20 protein-coding genes are annotated in these 21,706 nt (G+C 27.5%); 4 read left to right on the top strand and 16 right to left on the bottom strand.

What is annotated here, in order from left to right:
- Nucleotides 1–3: 3 nt before the first annotated feature.
- From bioD to splB, 5 genes are all read right to left on the bottom strand, one after another.
- Nucleotides 4–708, bottom strand: coding sequence for a dethiobiotin synthase (bioD, locus tag BLP75_RS14830; RefSeq protein WP_092727317.1), 705 nt, complete (start codon nt 706–708; stop codon nt 4–6).
- A gap of 18 nt (nt 709–726) precedes the next feature.
- Nucleotides 727–1,680: a biotin synthase BioB gene (bioB, locus tag BLP75_RS14825; RefSeq protein WP_330385823.1), complete on the bottom strand. Its 954-nt coding sequence runs from the start codon at nt 1,678–1,680 to the stop codon at nt 727–729.
- Nucleotides 1,681–1,836: 156 nt separating this feature from the next.
- On the bottom strand, nt 1,837–2,100 hold the full coding sequence (locus BLP75_RS14820; protein WP_092727316.1) for a hypothetical protein: 264 nt from the start codon (nt 2,098–2,100) through the stop codon (nt 1,837–1,839).
- 64 nt (nt 2,101–2,164) lie between these two features.
- Nucleotides 2,165–3,238, bottom strand: coding sequence for a DUF362 domain-containing protein (locus tag BLP75_RS14815; RefSeq protein WP_092727315.1), 1,074 nt, complete (start codon nt 3,236–3,238; stop codon nt 2,165–2,167).
- 150 nt (nt 3,239–3,388) lie between these two features.
- The gene (splB, locus tag BLP75_RS14810; protein WP_092727314.1) at nt 3,389–4,414 is read right to left on the bottom strand and encodes a spore photoproduct lyase; all 1,026 of its coding nucleotides are present in this window, start codon (nt 4,412–4,414) and stop codon (nt 3,389–3,391) included.
- 226 nt (nt 4,415–4,640) lie between these two features.
- Between splB and BLP75_RS14805 the strand changes: the two genes are divergently transcribed.
- Nucleotides 4,641–4,916 carry a hypothetical protein gene (locus BLP75_RS14805; protein WP_092727313.1) on the top strand — a complete coding sequence of 92 codons (276 nt, stop codon included), beginning with the start codon at nt 4,641–4,643 and terminating at the stop codon, nt 4,914–4,916.
- 93 nt (nt 4,917–5,009) lie between these two features.
- On the opposite strand, the gene BLP75_RS14800 is transcribed toward BLP75_RS14805, so the two are convergent.
- From BLP75_RS14800 to htpG, 7 genes are all read right to left on the bottom strand, one after another.
- Nucleotides 5,010–7,394 carry an ABC transporter permease gene (locus BLP75_RS14800; protein ID WP_092727312.1) on the bottom strand — a complete coding sequence of 795 codons (2,385 nt, stop codon included), beginning with the start codon at nt 7,392–7,394 and terminating at the stop codon, nt 5,010–5,012.
- Nucleotides 7,387–8,070, bottom strand: a complete 684-nt coding sequence (locus BLP75_RS14795) for an ABC transporter ATP-binding protein (protein WP_092727311.1) — start codon at nt 8,068–8,070, stop codon at nt 7,387–7,389. The genes BLP75_RS14800 and BLP75_RS14795 overlap by 8 nt, the downstream gene beginning before the upstream one ends.
- A gap of 76 nt (nt 8,071–8,146) precedes the next feature.
- Nucleotides 8,147–9,388 (bottom strand): sensor histidine kinase, encoded by a 1,242-nt coding sequence (locus BLP75_RS14790; protein WP_092727310.1) that lies wholly within the window; start codon nt 9,386–9,388, stop codon nt 8,147–8,149.
- Nucleotides 9,385–10,077 carry a response regulator transcription factor gene (locus BLP75_RS14785; protein WP_092727309.1) on the bottom strand — a complete coding sequence of 231 codons (693 nt, stop codon included), beginning with the start codon at nt 10,075–10,077 and terminating at the stop codon, nt 9,385–9,387. The genes BLP75_RS14790 and BLP75_RS14785 overlap by 4 nt, the downstream gene beginning before the upstream one ends.
- Nucleotides 10,078–10,249: 172 nt before the next feature.
- Complete coding sequence (locus BLP75_RS14780) at nt 10,250–10,975, bottom strand: TraX family protein (RefSeq protein WP_092727308.1); 726 nt, start codon at nt 10,973–10,975, stop codon at nt 10,250–10,252.
- A 171-nt stretch (nt 10,976–11,146) separates the two neighbouring features.
- Nucleotides 11,147–11,905, bottom strand: a complete 759-nt coding sequence (locus BLP75_RS14775; RefSeq protein WP_092727307.1) for a MerR family transcriptional regulator — start codon at nt 11,903–11,905, stop codon at nt 11,147–11,149.
- Between the two features lie 201 nt (nt 11,906–12,106).
- Nucleotides 12,107–14,011, bottom strand: coding sequence for a molecular chaperone HtpG (htpG, locus tag BLP75_RS14770; RefSeq protein WP_092727306.1), 1,905 nt, complete (start codon nt 14,009–14,011; stop codon nt 12,107–12,109).
- A gap of 338 nt (nt 14,012–14,349) precedes the next feature.
- Here htpG and BLP75_RS14765 point away from each other — a divergent pair, with 338 nt between their 5' ends.
- From BLP75_RS14765 to BLP75_RS14755, 3 genes are all read left to right on the top strand, one after another.
- The gene (locus tag BLP75_RS14765; RefSeq protein WP_092727305.1) at nt 14,350–14,685 is read left to right on the top strand and encodes a hypothetical protein; all 336 of its coding nucleotides are present in this window, start codon (nt 14,350–14,352) and stop codon (nt 14,683–14,685) included.
- 262 nt (nt 14,686–14,947) lie between these two features.
- Nucleotides 14,948–15,268 (top strand): hypothetical protein, encoded by a 321-nt coding sequence (locus BLP75_RS14760; protein ID WP_092727304.1) that lies wholly within the window; start codon nt 14,948–14,950, stop codon nt 15,266–15,268.
- A gap of 148 nt (nt 15,269–15,416) precedes the next feature.
- Complete coding sequence (locus BLP75_RS14755) at nt 15,417–15,614, top strand: hypothetical protein (protein ID WP_092727303.1); 198 nt, start codon at nt 15,417–15,419, stop codon at nt 15,612–15,614.
- A 59-nt stretch (nt 15,615–15,673) separates the two neighbouring features.
- On the opposite strand, the gene BLP75_RS14750 is transcribed toward BLP75_RS14755, so the two are convergent.
- The 4 genes from BLP75_RS14750 to purD form a co-directional block, all read right to left on the bottom strand.
- On the bottom strand, nt 15,674–16,093 hold the full coding sequence (locus BLP75_RS14750) for a hypothetical protein (protein ID WP_092727302.1): 420 nt from the start codon (nt 16,091–16,093) through the stop codon (nt 15,674–15,676).
- 1 nt (nt 16,094) lies between these two features.
- Nucleotides 16,095–16,295 carry a helix-turn-helix transcriptional regulator gene (locus tag BLP75_RS14745; RefSeq protein WP_092727301.1) on the bottom strand — a complete coding sequence of 67 codons (201 nt, stop codon included), beginning with the start codon at nt 16,293–16,295 and terminating at the stop codon, nt 16,095–16,097.
- A gap of 160 nt (nt 16,296–16,455) precedes the next feature.
- Nucleotides 16,456–20,271, bottom strand: coding sequence for a phosphoribosylformylglycinamidine synthase (locus BLP75_RS14740; protein ID WP_092727300.1), 3,816 nt, complete (start codon nt 20,269–20,271; stop codon nt 16,456–16,458).
- Nucleotides 20,272–20,446: 175 nt separating this feature from the next.
- The gene (purD, locus tag BLP75_RS14735; RefSeq protein ID WP_092727299.1) at nt 20,447–21,703 is read right to left on the bottom strand and encodes a phosphoribosylamine--glycine ligase; all 1,257 of its coding nucleotides are present in this window, start codon (nt 21,701–21,703) and stop codon (nt 20,447–20,449) included.
- Between the last annotated feature and the right edge of the window lie 3 nt (nt 21,704–21,706).

Below are 21,706 nucleotides of genomic sequence, written 5' to 3'. Positions count from 1 at the left end.
CCTTTAACTAAACAAATTTAACAATTTTTCTAAATCAAATTTTTCATACTCTTTTTTTATATTTTCAATTGTAAACTTTTTTATTTCTCCTACTGTATGTACAATTTCAATTTTAGTTAAATCCTTTATTACTTGTATGTTATCATCTTCATAAAATTCACCATGATACTTATTTATAAAAATTCCTTTAGCATTTATATTAAGCTTCTTTAAAAATTCGTTTGTCAAAACAGTATGATTTATAGTTCCTACACCTGCTCTTGAAACTATAGCAACATCTATATTTAAATCTTTAATTAAATCATATACAAAATACGTATTATCAATTAACGGAACCACGATTCCTCCTGCGCCCTCAACAATTACAAAGTCATATTTATTTATTAATTCATTGTACTGATTTAATATTTTTTCCTTTGTTATTGCTATATTTTCAAGCTTGGCAGCTAAATGAGGAGAGACCTCTTCTTTTAAACAATAAGTATTCATTTTTTTATAATCACAATCTATGTTACATATATCTTTTATATATTTTATATCTGGTGGGATAAGTGAGTTTGTTGATTCTTCTATTATCCCCCCACTTTGAACAGGCTTAAATGAAATTGCATTATATCCACTCTGTATTAATTTATAAGTTATACCTGCTGTAATAAATGTTTTTCCTACATCTGTATCTGTACCTATAATAAATATTCCTTTTCCCATATAGCTTCCCTCCCTTTACTAAACTATCTTAAATCCCATCTCTTTTATCATTTTTATATCTTCATCTATACCACTTCCACACGTAGTTAACATATCTCCTGTTATAGTTGCATTTGCGCCACTTGTAAAAGCTAATTTACCATACTTAGTCAAAAGGTTCCTTCCCCCTGCTAATCTTATTAGACTTTTAGGATTTATAAATCTAAATATTGCTACTGTCTTTAAAAATTCTTCTTCGGTTATCTTAGCAGAATTATCAATATTTGTTCCTTCTATATAATTAAGTAAATTTAAAGGTATAGATTTTATATTAAGATTTCTTAATTCTAATGCCATATCAATTCTATCTTCTTGACTCTCACCTAATCCAATAATACCGCCACTACATACTTCAAGACCTACTTTTTGTGCTGATTTTATAGTATTTATTTTATCTTCATAAGTATGAGTACTACATATATTTTCAAAGTATCTTCTAGATGTTTCTAGGTTATTATGATATCTCTGAACCCCTGCTAGTTTTAATTTTTTTAAATCTTTTTCATCTAGTAATCCATGTGAAGCACAGGTTTTTATTCCTACTTTGTTATGTATTTCATTATACGATTCACAAACTTCATCTACTTCTGATTTAGTTAACATTTTTCCTGACGTTACTATAGAATACCTTTGTACACCTTTTTCATAGTTATATATTGAATCTTTTAAGAATTCTTGTGTTGTTAACAATGGATATATATCTATATTAGTTTTGTGATAAGATGACTGTGCACAAAATTTACAGTCTTCACTACACTTGCCACTTTTACCATTTACAATACAACATAAGTCAAATTGATTACCCATAAAGTATTCTCTTATCTCATTTGCATAAACAGATAATACATTTAAGTCATAGTTTATAAGTTGCAATGCTTCTTCTTTGCTTATTGAATATCCACTCTTTATTTTTTCTACTAAACCTTTAATCATATCTATTCTCCCACTATTACTTCTATATTTCATAAATTATATTACAATTGTATTCCTTTCGATCTATTTTAGTCAACCTTTATTATTTTTAAGGTTTACATTTAAATTAAAAATATACTGTGATAAATTTATTTAATCACAGTATATTTTCTAATTTTATAATATTATTTTGTTTATATCCCCATCTTGAGTTTCTATAGTTACAACATCTAATCCTTTATACTCTTTAAACAATCCTTTAATATCTTTCATAACTTGGTTCACTTGATTTGAATTTAAGTTATTTATAAAATATTCTTTCCTCATCTCGCTATAACTCGAATCAGATAAAAAATTTCTAATCATAGTAAATGCAAGTACATTTGGAATGTTATTTTCTGTTCCTCTTCTGTACCCACTTCTTCTAGAATACATTCTCATTATATATACCTCCACGGTTTTATCATCTAATAAAAGTATATATAAAATTCAGTCTACGTATTACTTATAGTTTTATTAATTCATAATCTTTGTTTCCCATTCCCATTTCATATGCATAATCAATTACTCTTGTTGCATTTATTTTTGGATGTGCATGTTTAAATACATCATGTCCCATTTCTTTACATACTAAATCATAACAAGCTTGCTCTAATGCTACAGGATCTTTAGATGCTAGTATTCCTATATCATTTGCAATAGGTCTTCCAGACCATGGAACACAATCACAAAGTGGAGTTACGTTCATAACAAAAGTTATATATCCTACTTTATTTTGCTTATTCTCTACTGCTCCATATGCAAATTCAGCCATTTTCTCTATAAATATGTCCTCATCTGTATCCCATTGAACATTTATAGCTCTAACAGGACAAACTGTTGGACATTCTCCACATCCATAACAAACATCATGATCAATTGATGCTTTTTTATCTACCATTGATATTGCATTTGTAGGACAAGATTTAGCACATTTTGTACAACCTATACATTTATCTTCATTTACAGTTGGCTGTACATCAGAATGTTGCATCTGCTTACCTGCTGCTGTTGCACATCCCATAGCTAAATTTTTAAGCGTTCCTCCAAATCCACCTAATTCATGACCTTTAAAATGACTCATAACTATCATTGAAGATGAGTTGTATATTTCTCCTCCAATTTTAACGTTTTTAAAATGTTTTTTGTTAATCTCTACATCTACAGCATTTCTACTGTATAATCCATCTGCGATTATAATAGGTGCGTTCACTACTGCATATGCAAATCCATTTTCTATAGCAGTTGTTAAATGATCTACCGAATTTGTTCTACTACCTGTGTAAAGAGTGTTGGTGTCTGTTAAAAATGGCTTCCCTCCACATTCTTTAACCTTATCTACAACTTGTCTTACCGCAACAGGATTCATATATGTAGTGTTACCTCTTTCCCCAAAGTGCAACTTTATAGCTACTTGATCATTGTCACCTATGAAATCTTTAAACCCTGCTTTGTCAAATAATCTTCTTACATTGTTAAGTACATTACTGTTTTGTGAATTTGAGTATAAATCACAAAAATAAACTTTTGATTTTTCCATTGTTTTTTCCCCTTTTTGTTTATATTCTCTTCTAATTTTACCATTTTAAGGTATTTTTATAACCATTAAATTTATTATTTGTTATCCTTATAAATAAAAAGAGCTTTATAATAAATAGATATTATATAGCTCTCTAAATTCATGTTTTTATTAAATAATATATTTTACTATACTATTTGGAAATATATTTTTGATTTCCGATTGGAAAAATTCTTTCATATAAGATAACTCTTCCTTTGTGTAAACATATTTACCATATCCAAACTGACCATACTTAAAGCTTCTATAGTCATCATTCATTGGAAGTGATGTTTCAGGAAAAATTTCTAGAATTCTGTTTTTAGCTTTAGTAGTGTATCTATGAGATATAACCTCAAATATTATTTTTGTATCATCAAAATCTTTTGGTAATCTATCTTTAATACTTTTAATCAATTCTCTGTATTCAAACTCCCAATTTTCATATAAAAATACAGGAGCTATTATAAATCCAATTTGATATCCAGCTCTAGCTACTTTTGCTGCGGCTTCAATCCTCTTATCTGATGATGCAGTGTAATGCTCATATGTATCTATTACTCTAGGTGTATTTATACTAAATCTTATTTCTGTATGATTGTTATGGTCTATATCTAAAAGACTATCTACATCATTATATTTTGTTACAAATCTAAATCTACCTTTTTCTTCTTTTCCAAAAAACTCAATAGTCTTTTTCAACACATTTGTATATGGTTCTACTGGTATAGGATCTGAGGTTGCAGCACCTTCAAATATAGTTATAGCTGGTAATCTATCATCTATATATTTTTTGGCTTGATTTAAAACATCATCTACATTTGCAAATACTCTAACAAATGGCTTATCTCCTAGCTGAGTATTTAGATAACAATATTCACATCTTCCCATGCAACCACTAACTAAAGGTAGTTGATAGTTAGCAGATGGTTTGCAAGTTTGGAACTTTAAACTTTTTTTAATACCTACTACCAAAGTTTCTTTGCCGTGTCTGTATTGTTCAAACAAAGTATCTCCAGGTATTTTTCCTTTTACTTGATTTGATGAAATTTTTATAATTTCAATATCTTGCTCATTTTTTAATCTATCATATATATTTTTCCCTATTTCAGTTTCAAGACTTCCCTTTTCAAATATTACTCTCTTTGGTTTAAACATGTGTCCACCCTCTTGTAGTATTATTATTTATTTTAATACTATTTTTCCTTATATTCGCTTAGATATTCTAAATTTAAAGTTACTATTTAATTGTTTCACAAATTATAAAAATCCAAGGTTTCTATATATTTTAAAATTTTATGAATAATTCTGATCCCTACTTAATATTATTTATTAAAGGTAAACAAGCCTAATATCATTTATTTATACGAGGGGGATAACTATTATGTTAAACGTAGTTAGTAGAGATTTAAATGAAAAAACTAGAATAATAAGAGAAAGAGATTATATTCCAGCTGTTATTTACTCAAACAAATTAGATAAAAGTATTCCTATAGCTGTTTATAAAACAGATTTTACTAGATTAATTGATGCTGGTGAAAATACTGATGTTTTAGAATTAAATTTAAACGGAGATATAAAAAAATGTTTACTTAAAGAAGTACAGATAGACGGGGTTAAAGATGGTTTTATACATATAGATTTTATGTTAGTGGATTAAATTTTATATTTTCACGTTATAGTGAATATCAAAAGAAGCTATCTCAAAATATACTTATATTGAGATAGCTTCTTTAGTTTAGTTATTTATATTTTATTCACTATATCTAACTCTATCTATTAGTGATTCTTTATTAAAGTTTTTACTTATTAAATAAGTTAATAAAAGCTGTGATACTACAGAAAATACTATCATAATTATTATTTGAATTAAAGGTAGCTCATATGATGCATATGATGCACCTGTTTTTCTAAATGCATATACTGCTATATATCCAAGACCCGTTCCTAAAGTTAATGAACTAACTAACATTGTTAGTGTATAAAACATAGCTTCTATATTTAACATCTTAATTAGCTGTTTATTGGTTAATCCTATTGCCTGTAACATACCTAACTCTTTTTTTCTTGTTATTATGCTTGTTATCATTGAGTTTATAAGGTTCATAAATCCTATTATTCCTATAATAACAACCAAACTATATGCCATTATTTTAGTTGAATTTATAGATAAATTTGCAACTTCTAACTCTTTATCTATAGATGCTGATTGTAAATATTCATTTTTCTTATCTAAACTTTCAATATAATTTTTCACATCTGTATATTTATCTTTTTCAGTATATATACCTATAGATGTTGTTGTATCATTTTTAAATAATTTATTAAATGCATCATTATGAACTGCAAAAGTTCCTGGAGCTGATGTTATAGCTTGTACCTTAAACTCTTTGTCTACTTTTTCATTTCCATCATATAAAGTAATAGTTATTTTATCTCCTACTTCTATATTTATTTCTTTAGCTAATTCCGGAGATAATAATATAATTTCTTTGCCTGATTTTAATTTTTCTAAATCAATTTTTCCAGACTGTAAATAAAGCTCTAGATCTCCTAAATCTGATTCATCAATACTACTAAAGTCATGATATTTATATTCTGTATTATACTCTGGTAATTCAGCTTTAGTTTCCTTGAAAATTTCTATATTTTTAACACCATTCATTTCAGAAATTTCATCTCTAAATTTTTGTCCTAGAGGATTCTTTGTTTGTAAAATATTTATTTCTGTTTCAGGGCTGTCTTCATCTCCAAAAGTATAACTGTCTAAACTTATTCTTAGATCATATGGAAAGTGATCTCTAGCTAATTTTTCAGCATCCATGCTACTAAGTAAACTTGATACAACTATAAACAAAATTCCACTTAAAGATAAAGATATTAAAGTTATATACGTGCGCTTTTTATTCCTACTTAAATTTGCATATGAAAGTCTTTTTATATTTATACTTTCATATCCTTTTCTTGATTTTTTATTTAATTTTTCTTCGCCATTATATCTAACTGCGTCTATTATAGATACTTTTGATGCTACTCTCATAGGCTTTAGTAATGATACAAATACTGTAGCAAAGCTTATTAACATTATAAATATTGCTATTGGCAATTTAGATATGTTAGTACCTTCAAAGAATATTTTATTTATTACAAGTTTATTTATTATATATCCTATAATTGTCCCTAATGGAATTGCAATTGATGATAAAAATATGCCTTCTTTTAATACTATTGATTTTATTTGCTTTTTAGTAGCACCTATTGCTCTTAACTTACCAAACTCTTGAACCTTAGTTACTATTGATAAATAGAATATGTTATAAATAACTAAAATACTTGATAATATAATCACTATTCCTATTAAAGCTCCCCAAGTTATAACTTCTGAATCTGGTTTTAATGATTTTATATAATCTTCATTAGCTAGAACTCTATAGTTAGGTATATCTAAGTCACGTGCTACCTTATTCACTTTATCTATTATTTCTTGACCTTGTAAATTTTTAGTGTTTTTTAATCTTATATATAAATTTAATTTTTCCTTATTCATATCTCTAGTCGACTTCATATATTCTTCAGATACTATTGCATTGTACATTCTTCTTGTTTTTGAACTTTCACTAGATGTTGTTATGCCTGTTAATATAAACTCTGCATCAGTTATACCCTTTTTAGAGTAATCATCATACTGTATTTTTATTTTTTGTCCTATTTTATGTTCATATCCTAATCTATCCAGTGCTAAATCATCTAATACTATTTCATTTTTTTTAGAAGGAAGTTTTCCCTCTATCAAATTCATACTATTAAAATCTACAGCATTTTTGTCCATATATGAAAGTCCTATTTTGCTTTCATCTTCGTATTCCTTAAGACCAACCCCATTTACAACCCCAATACTTTCTATATCAGCATGAGCTTTTACTTCATTATATTTTGCTTGTGTTATACCACCAAAAAGTCCATGTTGAGATCCACAATATAATCTAGTTCTTTCCTTGTTAGCTTCATTCCAATCAACACATGTCATAAAAACAGATGCAAGCAATATTGTAGAAAGTACTATTGTTATTATAATTAATATACTTTTTGATTTATTTTGCTTTAAATTGCTCCTAGCTATTTTAGTAGTGTTAATCATTTATAACACCACCTTTAATAACTTTACCATCTTCAATATATATAACTCTATCTGCCATTTGAGCTATTGTTTCATCATGCGTTATCATTACTAACGTTTGATTATATTTTTTTATCATAGACTTTAATAAACTCATTACTTCATCAGACGTTTTTGAATCTAAGTTTCCTGTAGGCTCATCAGCTAGTATAATAGATGGTCTGGTAACTAGTGCTCGAGCAATAGCAACCCTTTGTTGTTGACCACCTGATAAAGTATTTGGTAGCACCTCCTTTTTTTCATCTAAGCCTAAAGATTTTATAATATCATTAACAAAATTCTTATCTACATCCTTTCCATCTAAACCTATAGGAAGAACTATATTTTCCCATACATTTAAAGATGGTATTAAATTATAGTATTGAAATATAAATCCTATTTTTCTTCTTCTAAAAATAGCTAACTGCTCATCTTTTAAAGAAAATATATCATTTCCATCTATAAAAACATTTCCATCAGTTGGTCTATCAAGCCCACCTATCATATGTAATAAAGTACTCTTCCCTGATCCTGATTTTCCTACTATTGCTACAAATTCCCCTTCTTGTATATCTATATTAGTGTCATCTATTGCTTTAACTAAATTTTCTTCAACTCCATAGTATTTCTTTAAACTTTTAGTTTTTAATATGCTCATTCTTTTTCTCCTCATCTTTGTATTATTTATACTTTTATAATACATAGCAAGTCTTTCAAATCACTTACAGTTATACTTACACTTTTGTAAGGAATAAAGAAAATTTACTTCCCTCTCCTTTTTTAGATGCTACTATAATGTTTCCACCTTGTTGCTCTAAAATTTTTCTACTTAAATAAAGACCTACCCCCGATCCTTCAATGTCTTCTACTTCACTATTTCTATAAAATCTCTTAAATATATTATTAAATTCTAATTTATCAATCCCTATTCCATTATCTTTAATATCAATTCTTACAAAGTTTATAGTTTCTGAAACAGATATATTTATTTTTCCATTTTCATCTGTATATTTAACTCCATTATCAATTACATTAAATATACTTTCTTCAGTCCATTTTGAATCATGTAGGATTTGTATATCATCAAAGTCTTCTAATTCTATGCTTATTTGTTTTTGGTTTGCTTTAACTCTTACGCTATCTATTGCTTTTGTTAAAGTAGATTTTATCCCTTTATTTTCTTTTTTTATGCTTATCATATTGGCTTCTAATCTAGATATATTAACTAACGAATCAATTAAATTATGTAATTTATTTATTGATAGTTTATTTGTTTGTAAAAATTCCATTTTCTCTTCTTCTTCTAACTCTTCTTCAATTAAAAGAGTATTATATAACTTCAAAGAAGCTAGGGGTGTCTTTAATTGATGAGATATATCTGTTACTAACTCTTTAATGCTTTCTTTTTCTTTATCTAAATTACGTACTTTTAAATTTAAACTTCTTGATAGTTTATTTAGATCTGAATAAATTCTATTAAAAATACCTTCCTCTTTAAAGTCATCTTTAATCTTATAATCATTGTTTATTATATTTTCTATATCCATATTAACCTTTAATAATTTATTAAATATGTATTTTATATAAGTAACCACAATAGTTAACACTAAAAAAAGCAATATTACAAAAGTTATCAAATTATTTACCAGGAAATATTTCAAATGTTTTTGGAAATTTACATTTTTATTCATTGTATAACTTTCATCATATCCAAATTTGTCTAAAACTTTACTTCCTTCTTGTATATACTTCTTTTCAGGATTATAGATGGAGTTTACTATATCAACCTCCATTTCTGGAAATTTACTAACTAATGCACCTACTAGCCTTTTATTTATATTATTCTGTTCTAAGTATATATTTTTTAAGTTTTTGTATTGAAACATAGAAAATACACTAAATATTATAATTACACTGATAAATATAATAGATAACTGTTTTTTTAATAATGGTTCTTTTTTTATAATACTAATCATTTTTTTAAACACCTCTTTGCAAAAGTATAACCTACACCCCTTATATTTTTTATATATTCTGGAGTTGATGGATTTTCTTCTACCTTCTGTCTAAGCCTTCTTATATTTACTGCTACAGTATTTTCATCAACAAAATTTCCATCTATGTCCCACAAAGTTTCTATGAGTTGATCTTTTGTTATTGTTTGACAAGAGTTGTCCATTAAGTACTTTAATAACTTTCCTTCTGTTTTACTTAATGTTAATTCTTCATTTTCTTTAATTAATTTATTTTCTAAATAATTGAAACTTAACTTATCACAAGAAATTAAGTGCTCACTATTTACACCACCTATCCTTCTCATAAAAGCATTTATTTTTGATATTAGTACTATTAAGCTAAATGGCTTTGTTATATAGTCATCAACACCAATTTCATATCCAGTTACTATATCAACTTCTTGATCCAATGCCGTTAACATTATTATATGTACATTACTTACTTTTCTTATTTCTTCACAAAAATCAAATCCATTTCCATCTGGTAATCCTATATCAGATATTATCAAATTTATATCAGTTTCTTTAAATATATCCATAGCTTCTTTTATACTTGAAGCTGAATAAACAGTATATCCCTCTTTTTTTAACTTAAAACTTATCCCTCTATTTAATGATTTATCATCTTCTAAAAGTAATATATTTCCCACTTCATCACTCCCTCTGTTTTGTATCTATCTATTTTGATTATAAATTAAAATGTATTTATTTTAAAAGCCTGTGATTATAAAAATTTCTATGTTTGCAATAATCTTTTATTATTTCGTTGATCACATAAAAAAGGCAACTAAAATAATATTATTATTTTAGTTGCCTTAAATTTTATTTTAACATAAACTCTATTATTGCTAATATCCATAAGTGTAATGGATAAAATACATAGAATAAGTATTTACTAAACTTATTGTTCATACCTCTTTCACCATTGTACATTAGCATAAATGGTATCACTAATATAAATAAGAAATCTGAGTTAAACATTAACATATCTATAGTTTCTTTTACTGTATGGTATTGATTATAGCTAGTTGCAAATAATAATATCGATAATATTATATATCCTATTATTTGTTTCTTATTATTGCCTCTAAATGAATATGTGATTAGTATAAATGGTAATACAGCTATTCCACCTTCTGTAAATAGTCCTAGTGGTAATAGTAGTATTGCTAAAGCCATTAATATTAATTTACTTGCACCATTTTTAGATTTACTATACTCAATTAAACTTATTATAGTAAGTCCTAAAGCTAAAGTTGCAAATATATTATTATGAACAGTAACCCCCTTAGATTTTAAAGCTACATTCATAACCATATCACCGACTTGCATGAAAGTTGCCCAACCCCATAATCTGATATTATATTTTAATCTACTTCTTGTATGGAAAAATCCTTCCACTAATAAAAATGCAAATACTGGTGATACTAACCTTGATAATGGATGGAACCATATTGGAAACACATGTGGAAAAGCAAACCATAAATGATCCATTAGCATAACTATTAGTGCGAAAACTTTTATTTGAAACGCATTTAATTTTTTCATTTGTTGTCCTCCTCTTGTTGATTATATACATATTATATATTCATCTTAAGAGTTGAACCATTTATCTAGATTACATTTAAATTACGTTTTTGTAAGATAAGCAATTTAAATATAATCTTCACGTTATCGTGATATTAATGTTTCAAATTATTAGTGTCAATATACATTCTTCTATATAGAGTAATTGTCACAATAAATATTCATAGCGTCACTTAAAAATTGTGCTAAGCCCTCTCCATATTTATCTATATTCTTAGTAAATCTTTCATCTGCTACATACATAAGGGCTAAGCCTCTAAAAATTTCTATTGTACAATTATAGAAATTTTCAGTTATGTGATTTCTCCACTTTTCAACTAGTAATTGAACTTGCTCATCAGAAGGTTCTTTATCCATTAGTTTAGATAATTCTACATATATACTCTCAGCTTCTCCCATTATATTTTCCCAATCATTTTTTGAGTATTTTGATGTCTTTTCTTTACTTTCCTTGTATGCATCTGTTTTACCATATTTTCTTTCTGTTTCTTCTTTATATTTTTCTTCATGTTTTTTTATATCTTCATAATCAAATGCCTTGAAATTCTTCTTATTCATAACATTACCTCCAAAATTATTTATAGTATCATCTATTGATTCTATTATTTTTTCTAATCTATTTTTCTTTTTTATTATTAGATTCCTTTGTTCTTTTAAGGCTTTTTCCCTATCAAAATTCTCATCCTGTAGTATTGTTTTTATTTCTTGAAGCGAAAACTCTAATTCTTTAAAAAGTAAAATTTGATATAATTTAGCAACATCCTCATCGCTATACATTCTATAATTTGAATCAGTTCTTTTACTTGGTACTAAAAGCCCTATTTTATCATAATGATGCAGCATTCTAATGCTTACACCTGTTAATTTTGAGATTTCATTAATCATGTACATGTTCATCCACCTCCTGATTTAATATTAAGGTATAACACAATGTTAGAGTCAACAATAAAATTATAATAATAAAAAATTCGCTTCACTTAATCCACTGCGTGGGCGCTACACTTCATGTCACCAACGACTTCGTCCGTTGCGTAAAAAAAGAGTTAACAGTATGTACATATACTATTAACTCTTTTTAATTAGTTTATTTAATTATAATGAAATTACCATATTCATTAATTTATTGTTTCTCTTTATAAAATCATCTAGTTCACTAGGCTCTAACTCTTTATTAGCAAGAAGCGCTATATCTACTATTTGATTACAAATTAAGCTTATATCATCTTTTTTATCATCTTTATCTTTTAGAGATAAAAGTTTTTTAACTATTGGACTATTATCATTTATAACTAGTGTTTTCTCTTCTTCAAAGTTCATTCCAAAGTCCATTCCAGCAAATTGCGATTTCATTTCAGCCATTCTTCTTGACTCTTCTGATACTAGTATTATAGCTGAAGTGTCTTCACTCTTTAAACTTTCTACTGAATAAGTTTTTACTCTTTCACCTACTGATTCTTTGAATAAATTTTCTATTTCTTCTTTTCCTTCTTTGTTAGACTCATCTTTATTATCTTTTAGTACATCCGATAAGTCTGCATCTATTCTATTAAATCTAACTGGTTGATTTTTAAATTCAACAAATGATATAAAATGATTATCTATTGTTGAATCTAATATTACAGCATCTAAATCATAGTCTTTAAATAATTTTATATATTGAGATTGTTGATCCTCATCACTTACATAGAATATCTTATTTTCATGCTTTTCTTTGCATTTTTCTAAGTAATCCTTAAGAGTTATATACTCTGAATTTATAGTCTTAAATAATATACTATCTTTTACCTTATCATAGAATCCTTCATCTTTTAAGCATCCGAATTTGATAAATACTTGTATATCATCCCAGAATTTTTCATAGCTTTCTCTTTCATTTTTAGCTAAAGATTTTAACTTATCAGCTACCTTCTTAACTATATGCTTAGAAATTTTACTTACATCTCTATCATTTTGTAAGAAACTTCTAGATACATTTAGAGGTAAGTCTGGGCAATCTATTACTCCTTTTAATAATAATAAGAACTCTGGTATAACTTCTTTTATATTATCTGCAACGAATACTTGGTTGTTGTATAATTTTACTTTACCTTCTATAAGCTCAAATTCATTATTTAATTTAGGGAAGTATAATATTCCTTTTAAATTAAATGGATAATCTACATTAAGATGTATCCAGAATAATGGTTCATCAAATGTTTTAAATACTTTTCTATAGAACTCTTTGTATTCTTCATCTGTACAATCCTTTGGTGATTTTAACCATAATGGATGTGTATCATTTATAGGTGTTATTTCCTTAACTTCATTTTCTTCTGTTTTTGTTTCTTCATTTTCATTTTTAGCTTCTTCACTATTTTCTTCTTTGATAGTATCTAAATAAATATTAACTGGTAAGAATGAACAATATTTATCTATTATATTTCTTACTGTATATTCTTCTACAAATTCTTTACTATCATCATCTAAGAATAATGTTATTGTAGTACCTCTAGTGTTTCTAGTATCCGAATCACTTATTTCGTACTCTGTTCCACCTTCACTTACCCATCTAACTGGCTTTGCATCTTCTTTGTATGATAAGGTATCTATTTGAACTTTTTTAGATACCATAAATGATGAATAGAATCCTAAACCAAAGTGACCTATTATATCATTTTCTTCATTCATTTTATCTTTATATTTGTTGAAGAAATCTTCTGCACCAGAAAAAGCAACTTGGTTTATATATTTTTGAACTTCTTCTTCTGTCATACCGATACCATTGTCTTCAAATATAAGTGCTGACTTTTCTTTATCTATATATACATTTATTTTGTAATCTTCTTCTTTATCCCCTGCTATTTCTCCTAATGATATTAGCTTCTTGTGTTTATTTACAGCATCACACCCGTTACTTATAAGCTCTCTGATAAATATATCTTTGTCAGAGTATAACCACTTTTTTATTATTGGAAAAATATTTTCTGTATGTATTGATATACTACCTTTTTGACTCATAAATTGTTTCCTCCTAATTTTATTAATTAAAATAATTTTAGGGGTAGAACCTACTCCCTTTATAAATAATATTGTAGCATGTTTGTTAGCACTGTCAAGTAGAGAGTGCTAATTTTTTAATGAATTCTATTTTTCACAATATACATAAATATATTTGATTTAATGCTGCGTTTTAAGTACACGTTACTTAACTTTATCCATTCATACCTTAAAATATACTATTCATCCCATTCATAAGATTTATTAATTTATTTGTGATAATATTATTTCAAATAAATCAAGCTACATAAGTTTAAATATAAAAAAGTTTATTTAATAATTTAAAGGGGATTATACTTATGGATATTTCAGATACTTTGAAAATAAAACTTAAAAATTACAAAGAAAATAATCATAGCAATATTGATATTGAAGTTTATCCTAAAGATAAAAGTCTATCAATTGCATTAGACACTTTTGCCTTTTCACTAAAATCTCTTACAATAGATGTAATTAAATTTTTTAATAATAATAATTTTGAATGTGCACATACAAATAGGTATATTAACAAAAATCCAATATTGCAATTAGAAGGAAACCAATTTACTCTTCATATGAGTTTTTTTGGATGTGCTACTGGAAATGCCTATTCTGCAGCTCCTCATCAGCGAGCTATACTTAAACTTATTAATTAATTATAAACTTGCTGAATTACAAGAAGTTGATAATGGGAGTTTTGTTAGATATATAAACTTGGGCAGCATCGTAATGAGCTCTAAAATTTGGATTCCATGGTTATAAATTTGGTATAGATGGGGTATCTTTTAACTCTCTTAGTGCTCTTGAAATAAGTACAGTTAGAAGTAAGATGTGTTTCAAATAAAATTTAATATTACAGGCTAGTTTCAATTTATAATATAATTGACTATACTTAATAATTTAAAGGGGATTATATTTATGGATATTCCAAATAATTTAAAGGAAAAAATATCAATTTATAACAATAATACTAACAGTGATATTGTTATTAAAATTAATAATAAAGATAAAAGTTTATTAATTTCACTAGATACTTTTGCATTTTCATTAAAATCACTTACAGATGATACAATTAAATTTTTTAATTCTATAAATTTTGAGTGTTTCAATACGGATAAATTTGATGGCAAGAATCCCATAATATATTTAGAAGGTAATTATTTTACATTACAGATGAGGTTTACATCAGCTTTATATTTCGGTATATGCCAATGTGTTTTACTTAAACTTATAAAGTAGATTTTGAATTAAAAAGTAAAAATTTAGTTTTCAAACTTTAATATAAATAAAAGCTGTTCTTTTCAACAATTAACTCTCGGTTTTATAAATATACTTAAAGTAAGGTCTATAATAATATAATTTTAGAATACATAAAGGGGACATAAATATGAATCAAAATAACAAATTAAATACCTTATGGATAAAAATTGGTGTTCCTAGCGCTATTATATTATGTTTTTTTCCTACTCTAGTTGAAAACTGGCCATTTTGGCCATTAGGAAGAAAAATTGGATTGTTTATTTTTATCCTTGTATTATTCTGGTTATTTTGGCATTGCGAAGAAACTAAAAAGAGTAGTATCTAAAACTATAATAGATACTACTCCTCATTAATCATATTTATCAAATAATGAAAAATATCGATCTAATATTTATTTAAATTCTTAATACAAAGTAAAAACCAAACTACTAATTTAGCAAAGACTAACGCTAAAAGTAATAAACTTACTTCTTTGTAACTCAGCAAAGCTGTTATAAATACTAATCCAATTTCAACATAAATAAATATTGAGTATGATTTTGCACTAGTTTTTTCTCTTACTAAAATATTTCTTTCATCATTGCTGTTTATTTCAACTTCTTCTACTTTTTCAGGGTTTTTTATAGCTTTTAAATTCAGAAAAGTTAATCCTACTCCTACAGATGTAAGCCCTATTCCCATGCCCATCACCATACTAGCTGACATTTTTTCTGCTATTACCCCTAATAAAAATATAGCTATCATTATAATTCCTGCTATTAAACCTCCAACTGAAAACATAAGGTCTTTCTTAACTTGATTCATCTTAATTTCCCTCCTCAAATATAAAAACTTCTTCTATTATGCACTCAAAAACTGTTGCAATTTTATAAGCTAACATTATTGATGGATTATATTTTCCATTTTCTAAAGATATAATTGTTTGCCTAGATACTCCACATGTTTTAGCTAGTTCCTCTTGTGTTATTTTTCTTTCTTTCCTTAGTTTCTGAATATTATTTTTCATGTTTACTCCTTTATATTAACAGTAAAATTAACTTTACATTTTAAGTATAGTAAACTTTACATTTTATGTCAACTTAGCTTTACATTTTAATATATTTTTTGTATTTAAAAAGGATAGTTTACTGATTTATTTATCAATAAACTATCCTTAGCTTTAAATATTATCCAAAATATTTTACTCCACTTTCAAATATCTTCTGATCTTTTTCACCTAATATGTTCTTTATAACATGCTCTCCAACTCTTTCTGAGTGACCCATCTTACCAAGTATTCTACCATCTAAGCTAGTTATACCTTCTACTGCATAACATGAACCATTTGGATTGAACTCTATATCATAAGTAGGATTGTTATCAAAATCTACATATTGAGTAGCTATTTGACCATTTTCTATTAATTGTTTCATTACTTCTTCATTAGCAACAAATCTACCTTCACCATGAGATATTGCTATACTATGAGTATCCCCTACTTCTGTATTTGCTAGCCAAGGTGACTTATTAGATGCTACTCTTGTTCTAACAATTTTAGATTGATGTCTACCTATATTATTATAAGTAAGTGTTGGTGCATCTTCTGCTGTTTCTCTTATTTCACCATATGGCACTAATCCAAGTTTTATAAGTGCTTGGAATCCATTACAAATACCTAGCATTAATCCGTCTTGCTTAGTTAAAAATTCTTGTACAGCTTCAGCAACTTTTGGATTTCTAAATACTGTTGCTATAAATTTAGCAGAGCCATCTGGTTCATCTCCTGCACTAAATCCACCCGGCAACATTATTATTTGGGACTTCTTAATTTCATTTACTATTTCATTTATAGAGTCTTCTACATCTCTATCTGTTAAATTCTTAAATACTTTTATATTTGCATGTGCTCCTGCTTTTTCAAAAGCTCTTGCTGAATCATATTCACAGTTTGTTCCTGGGAATGCTGGAACAAATACCTTTGGTTTAGCTATTGTTATAGATGATTTTTTAGCTTCACCTTGATTTATAAAACTTATAGTTTCTATTTTATCTTTTAGAGTACTTACTTTAGTTGGGAATATTGGCTCTAATGTTTTGCAGTGAACTTTATATAATTCATCTAATAAAATTTCCTCTTCATCTACCATTATACTTGGTTTTTCTATTGTTTTTCCAAGCACTACATAATTATATCCCTCTAATATATCTAGGTTACTATCAGCTAATTCTAGTACTATATTTCCATAGTTAGCTTCAAATAAATTTTCTACGCCTTCAGTAAATTCAAATCCTATTTTATTACCAAATGCCATCTTACTTATAGCTTCACATACACCACCAAATCCTAATGCATATGTTGATAACACTTGCTTATTGTGTATAAGTTCAGTTACTTTATTTAAGTTTTTCTTTAATAATTCAAAGTCTAACACGTCGTTTTCTAGTCTATCTGTGCATAACATTATAACTTGTGAATTACTTTTCTTAAATTCAGGTGAGATAACATATTTTGCATCCACAGTATCCACAGCAAATGATACTAATGTTGGTGGTACATCTATATCTTTAAATGTTCCTGACATACTATCTTTTCCACCTATTGCAGGTATCTCTAATCTATCTTGAGCATAGTATGCACCTAAAAGTGCTGCAAATGGTTTACCCCACTTAGTTGGGTTATCCCCAAGTTTTTCAAAATACTCTTGTAATGTAAGTCTTATGCTACTATAGTTACCCCCAATAGCCACAACTTTACACACAGATTCTACTACAGCATATAAAGCTCCATGGAATGGACTCCATTTTCCTATTTTAGGATTGTATCCATAAGTCATTATTGTTGAAGTGTTAGTTTCACCACCAAGTACAGGTATTTTCGCTACCATACCTTGTGCTGGTGTTGATTGATACTTCCCTCCAAATGGCATAAGCACAGTACCACTACCTATCGTATTATCAAATCTTTCTACTAATCCTTTTTGTGAACATACATTTAAATCTGATAAAACATTTATAAATCTATCTTTTATATTTATATCTTCTTCTATAGCCAATTCACATACAGCTTCTTTAGAATTATTTACGAAGAATGTATTTTTTTCATCTACTTTATCCACGTGAACTTTAGTAGTTTGTTTAACTCCACTTGTTTCTATAAAATCTCTTTTTATATTAACTATAGCTTTATCATTCCAAAACATTCTCATATAACCAGTATCAGTTACTGTTGCTACATGAGTTGCCTCTAGATTTTCTTCTCTTGCTAAATCTATAAATTTATCTTTGTTTTCTGATTTTATAACTACTGCCATACGTTCTTGTGATTCTGATATAGCTATCTCGGTTCCATCTAATCCATCGTATTTTTTAGGAACTAAGTTTAAGTTTATATCCAAGCTATCCGCTACTTCTCCTATAGCAACACAAACTCCACCTGCTCCAAAGTCGTTACATCTTTTTATCATTTGTGCTACTTCTTTATTTCTAAAGAATCTTTGTATTTTTCTTTCGTTAGGTGCATCTCCTTTTTGTACTTCTGCACTGCAAGTAATTAAAGATTTTTCACTGTGTTCTTTTGATGAACCTGTAGCTCCTCCACATCCATCTCTTCCTGTTTTTCCTCCAAGAAGTATTACTATATCACCTTCAACTGGTGTTTCTCTAACTACATTTTCTTTTGGTGCAGCTGCTATTACTGCTCCTATTTCCATCCTCTTAGCTACAAAGTCTTCATCATAAACTTCTGCAACTTGACCTGTTGTTAATCCAATTTGATTTCCATATGAACTGTATCCATGAGCTGCTTCTGTCGTTATCTTTCTTTGCATAAGCTTACCTGGTAATGTATTTTCTAATGTAGTTCTAGGATCTCCACTTCCTGTAACACGCATTGCTTGGTATACATAGCTTCTTCCTGATAATGGATCTCTTATGGCTCCACCTAAACAAGTAGCAGCTCCACCGAATGGCTCTATTTCAGTTGGATGATTGTGTGTTTCATTTTTAAACATTACTAAGTATGGCTCTACTTTTCCATCTAGCTCTACATCTACATTTATACTACAAGCATTAATTTCTTCACTTACATCTAAATCTGCTAGCTTTCCTTCTTTTCTTAATTCCTTCATAGCTATCGTTGCTATATCCATTAAACATATATCTTTAGGTTTATCTAAATATACATTTTTTCTTGATTCTAAATACATATCATATGCATCTTTAACTATAGCTGTATATTTTCCGCTCTCTATTTTTATATCTTCTATTTGTGTCATAAAAGTAGTATGTCTACAATGATCTGACCAATAAGTATCAAGTACTTTTATCTCTGTTATAGTTGGATTTCTTTTTTCTGTATTTCTAAAATAATTTTGAACATGCTCTAAATCTTCTAATGTCATAGCAAGTCCTTGTTTATTTAAAAATTCTTTTAATCCTTCTATACTTAAATCTATAAATTTATCTAATATTTCTACTTCTGTTGGTATTTCTGTAGTCATCTTTAAAGTTTCTGGTTTTTCTAAAGAAGCTTCTCTACTGTCTACTGGATTTATACAGTACTCTTTTATTTGGTCAAATTCTTCATCATTTATTTTTCCACTTAATATATATACCTTTGCTGTGTTAATTGTTGGCCTTTCTCCTTGATTTAAAATTTGAACACACTGACTAGCCCAATCACCTCTTTGATCGTATTGACCTGGTAAGAACTCTATTGCAAATACCCTTTCATTTGTTTCTTTGCATTTAGAAACATCTAATGTTTCATGATAAACAATATCTAAATTAGGCTCAGAAAATATTGTTCTAGCTGCACTTTCATATACATCTTTATCTATTCCCTCTATATCATATCTATTCAAGATTCTTATATTTTCTATTTTATCTATGTGTAAACTTTCTATTAAATCCTTTTTTAAAGCTTTAGCCTCAAGATCAAACCCAGGTCTTTTTTCCACTAATATTCTTCTAACACTTGACTCTAAACTTCTAGCATTTAACATATTTTATCTCCTTTTTATAGATTAAATTTGTACCACTTTTTAAGTAGTTTGTTAACACATCATTCAAATTTATGACTTGAACAATCTGCTAACAAATCACTTTTATTTGATTTTATGGCTTAGGCTATAGGTTACTAAGCCATAAAATCTATATAGGAATTAATTTGGAAATAACTTATATACCTGTTCCAATATCAGTTCTATAATGCATACCTTCAAAACTGATTTTATTAATATTTTCATATACTTTTCTTGCAGCTTCTTCAACAGTATTAGCACTAGCAGTTATACCTAAGACTCTGCCACCATTAGTTACTAATTTTCCATATGATATCTTAGTCCCACTATGAAATACTACGATGTCTTTATCTAACTCACTAACACCTTCTATTAGTTTTCCTTTTTCATAAACATCTGGATAGCCACCTGATGTAAGCATTACACAAACAGCTTCTTCCTTTTTGTATTCTATTTTAATTTCATTTAACTTATTGTCTAGAATATGCTCCATTATTTTATGCAAATCAGTTTTTAATCTAAATAAAACCGATTGTGTCTCAGGATCTCCAAATCTTACATTGTACTCCAATACTTTTGCTCCATCTTCAGTTATCATAAGCCCGATAAATAGTATTCCTTTATAATCTAATCTATCTTTCTTAAATCCTTCCAATGTAGCTTTTAGTACATTTTCTTCTATTTCTTTTGCTAACTTATCAGTGTATATCTCACTTGGAGAAAAAGTTCCCATACCTCCTGTATTTGGACCTTGTTCATGGTTATAAACTTTCTTATGATCTTTTGCACTTACCATTGGAATTATTGTGTTATTATCTACAAATGCTAATATTGAATTTTCTATACCTTTAAGAAATTCTTCTATTACTATTTTCTCACCAGCATTCCCAAACTTTTTATCTCTCATCATTTCATTTAAAGTAGTTATTGCCTCTTCTCTATTTTGAGGTATAACTACACCTTTGCCTGCTGCTAATCCGTCTGCTTTTATTACTAATGGATATCCAAAACTATCAATCTCTGCTATTGCTTCATCTATATTTGTATACTCTTTATACTTTGCAGTAGGTATATTGTGTCTAATCATAAAATCTTTAGAAAATGCCTTACTACCTTCAAGTTGTGAACATTCCTTACTAGGTCCGAATATTTTTAAACCTTCTTTTTCAAATTCATCTACTATACCTTTGACAAGTGGTACTTCTGGACCTACTATTGTTAGATCAACTTTATTATCTTTTGCAAATTTTAAAAGCTCTTCTATATTGCTATCATTTATATCTATACATTGTGCTATTTCCGCAATTCCTGCATTTCCTGGAGCACAGTATATTGTTTTTACACTATCTTCATTACTTAATTTCCAAGCTATAGCGTGTTCTCTACCGCCACCACCTATAATTAGTATCTTCATAAT

This window comes from Romboutsia lituseburensis DSM 797, assembly GCF_900103615.1.
GTDB classification, from domain to species: Bacteria; Bacillota; Clostridia; order Peptostreptococcales; family Peptostreptococcaceae; genus Romboutsia_F; species Romboutsia_F lituseburensis.
This window is presented reverse-complemented; position numbering and strand designations above follow the sequence as displayed.

What these genes read in the sequence shown, in the direction of transcription:
- htpG (WP_092727306.1), bottom strand. Translation starts at nt 14,011, where the DNA reads ATGAGTCAAAAAGGTAGTATATCAATACATACAGAAAATATTTTTCCA.
- bioB (WP_330385823.1), bottom strand. Translation starts at nt 1,680, where the DNA reads ATGATTAAAGGTTTAGTAGAAAAAATAAAGAGTGGATATTCAATAAGC.
- BLP75_RS14795 (WP_092727311.1), bottom strand. Translation starts at nt 8,070, where the DNA reads ATGAGCATATTAAAAACTAAAAGTTTAAAGAAATACTATGGAGTTGAA.
- splB (WP_092727314.1), bottom strand. Translation starts at nt 4,414, where the DNA reads ATGTTTAAACCAAAGAGAGTAATATTTGAAAAGGGAAGTCTTGAAACT.
- BLP75_RS14765 (WP_092727305.1), top strand. Translation starts at nt 14,350, where the DNA reads ATGGATATTTCAGATACTTTGAAAATAAAACTTAAAAATTACAAAGAA.
- BLP75_RS14745 (WP_092727301.1), bottom strand. Translation starts at nt 16,295, where the DNA reads ATGAAAAATAATATTCAGAAACTAAGGAAAGAAAGAAAAATAACACAA.
- BLP75_RS14790 (WP_092727310.1), bottom strand. Translation starts at nt 9,388, where the DNA reads ATGATTAGTATTATAAAAAAAGAACCATTATTAAAAAAACAGTTATCT.
- BLP75_RS14775 (WP_092727307.1), bottom strand. Translation starts at nt 11,905, where the DNA reads ATGTACATGATTAATGAAATCTCAAAATTAACAGGTGTAAGCATTAGA.
- BLP75_RS14820 (WP_092727316.1), bottom strand. Translation starts at nt 2,100, where the DNA reads ATGAGAATGTATTCTAGAAGAAGTGGGTACAGAAGAGGAACAGAAAAT.
- BLP75_RS14740 (WP_092727300.1), bottom strand. Translation starts at nt 20,271, where the DNA reads ATGTTAAATGCTAGAAGTTTAGAGTCAAGTGTTAGAAGAATATTAGTG.
- purD (WP_092727299.1), bottom strand. Translation starts at nt 21,703, where the DNA reads ATGAAGATACTAATTATAGGTGGTGGCGGTAGAGAACACGCTATAGCT.
- BLP75_RS14760 (WP_092727304.1), top strand. Translation starts at nt 14,948, where the DNA reads ATGGATATTCCAAATAATTTAAAGGAAAAAATATCAATTTATAACAAT.
- BLP75_RS14780 (WP_092727308.1), bottom strand. Translation starts at nt 10,975, where the DNA reads ATGAAAAAATTAAATGCGTTTCAAATAAAAGTTTTCGCACTAATAGTT.
- BLP75_RS14815 (WP_092727315.1), bottom strand. Translation starts at nt 3,238, where the DNA reads ATGGAAAAATCAAAAGTTTATTTTTGTGATTTATACTCAAATTCACAA.
- BLP75_RS14805 (WP_092727313.1), top strand. Translation starts at nt 4,641, where the DNA reads ATGTTAAACGTAGTTAGTAGAGATTTAAATGAAAAAACTAGAATAATA.
- bioD (WP_092727317.1), bottom strand. Translation starts at nt 708, where the DNA reads ATGGGAAAAGGAATATTTATTATAGGTACAGATACAGATGTAGGAAAA.
- BLP75_RS14800 (WP_092727312.1), bottom strand. Translation starts at nt 7,394, where the DNA reads ATGATTAACACTACTAAAATAGCTAGGAGCAATTTAAAGCAAAATAAA.
- BLP75_RS14750 (WP_092727302.1), bottom strand. Translation starts at nt 16,093, where the DNA reads ATGAATCAAGTTAAGAAAGACCTTATGTTTTCAGTTGGAGGTTTAATA.
- BLP75_RS14755 (WP_092727303.1), top strand. Translation starts at nt 15,417, where the DNA reads ATGAATCAAAATAACAAATTAAATACCTTATGGATAAAAATTGGTGTT.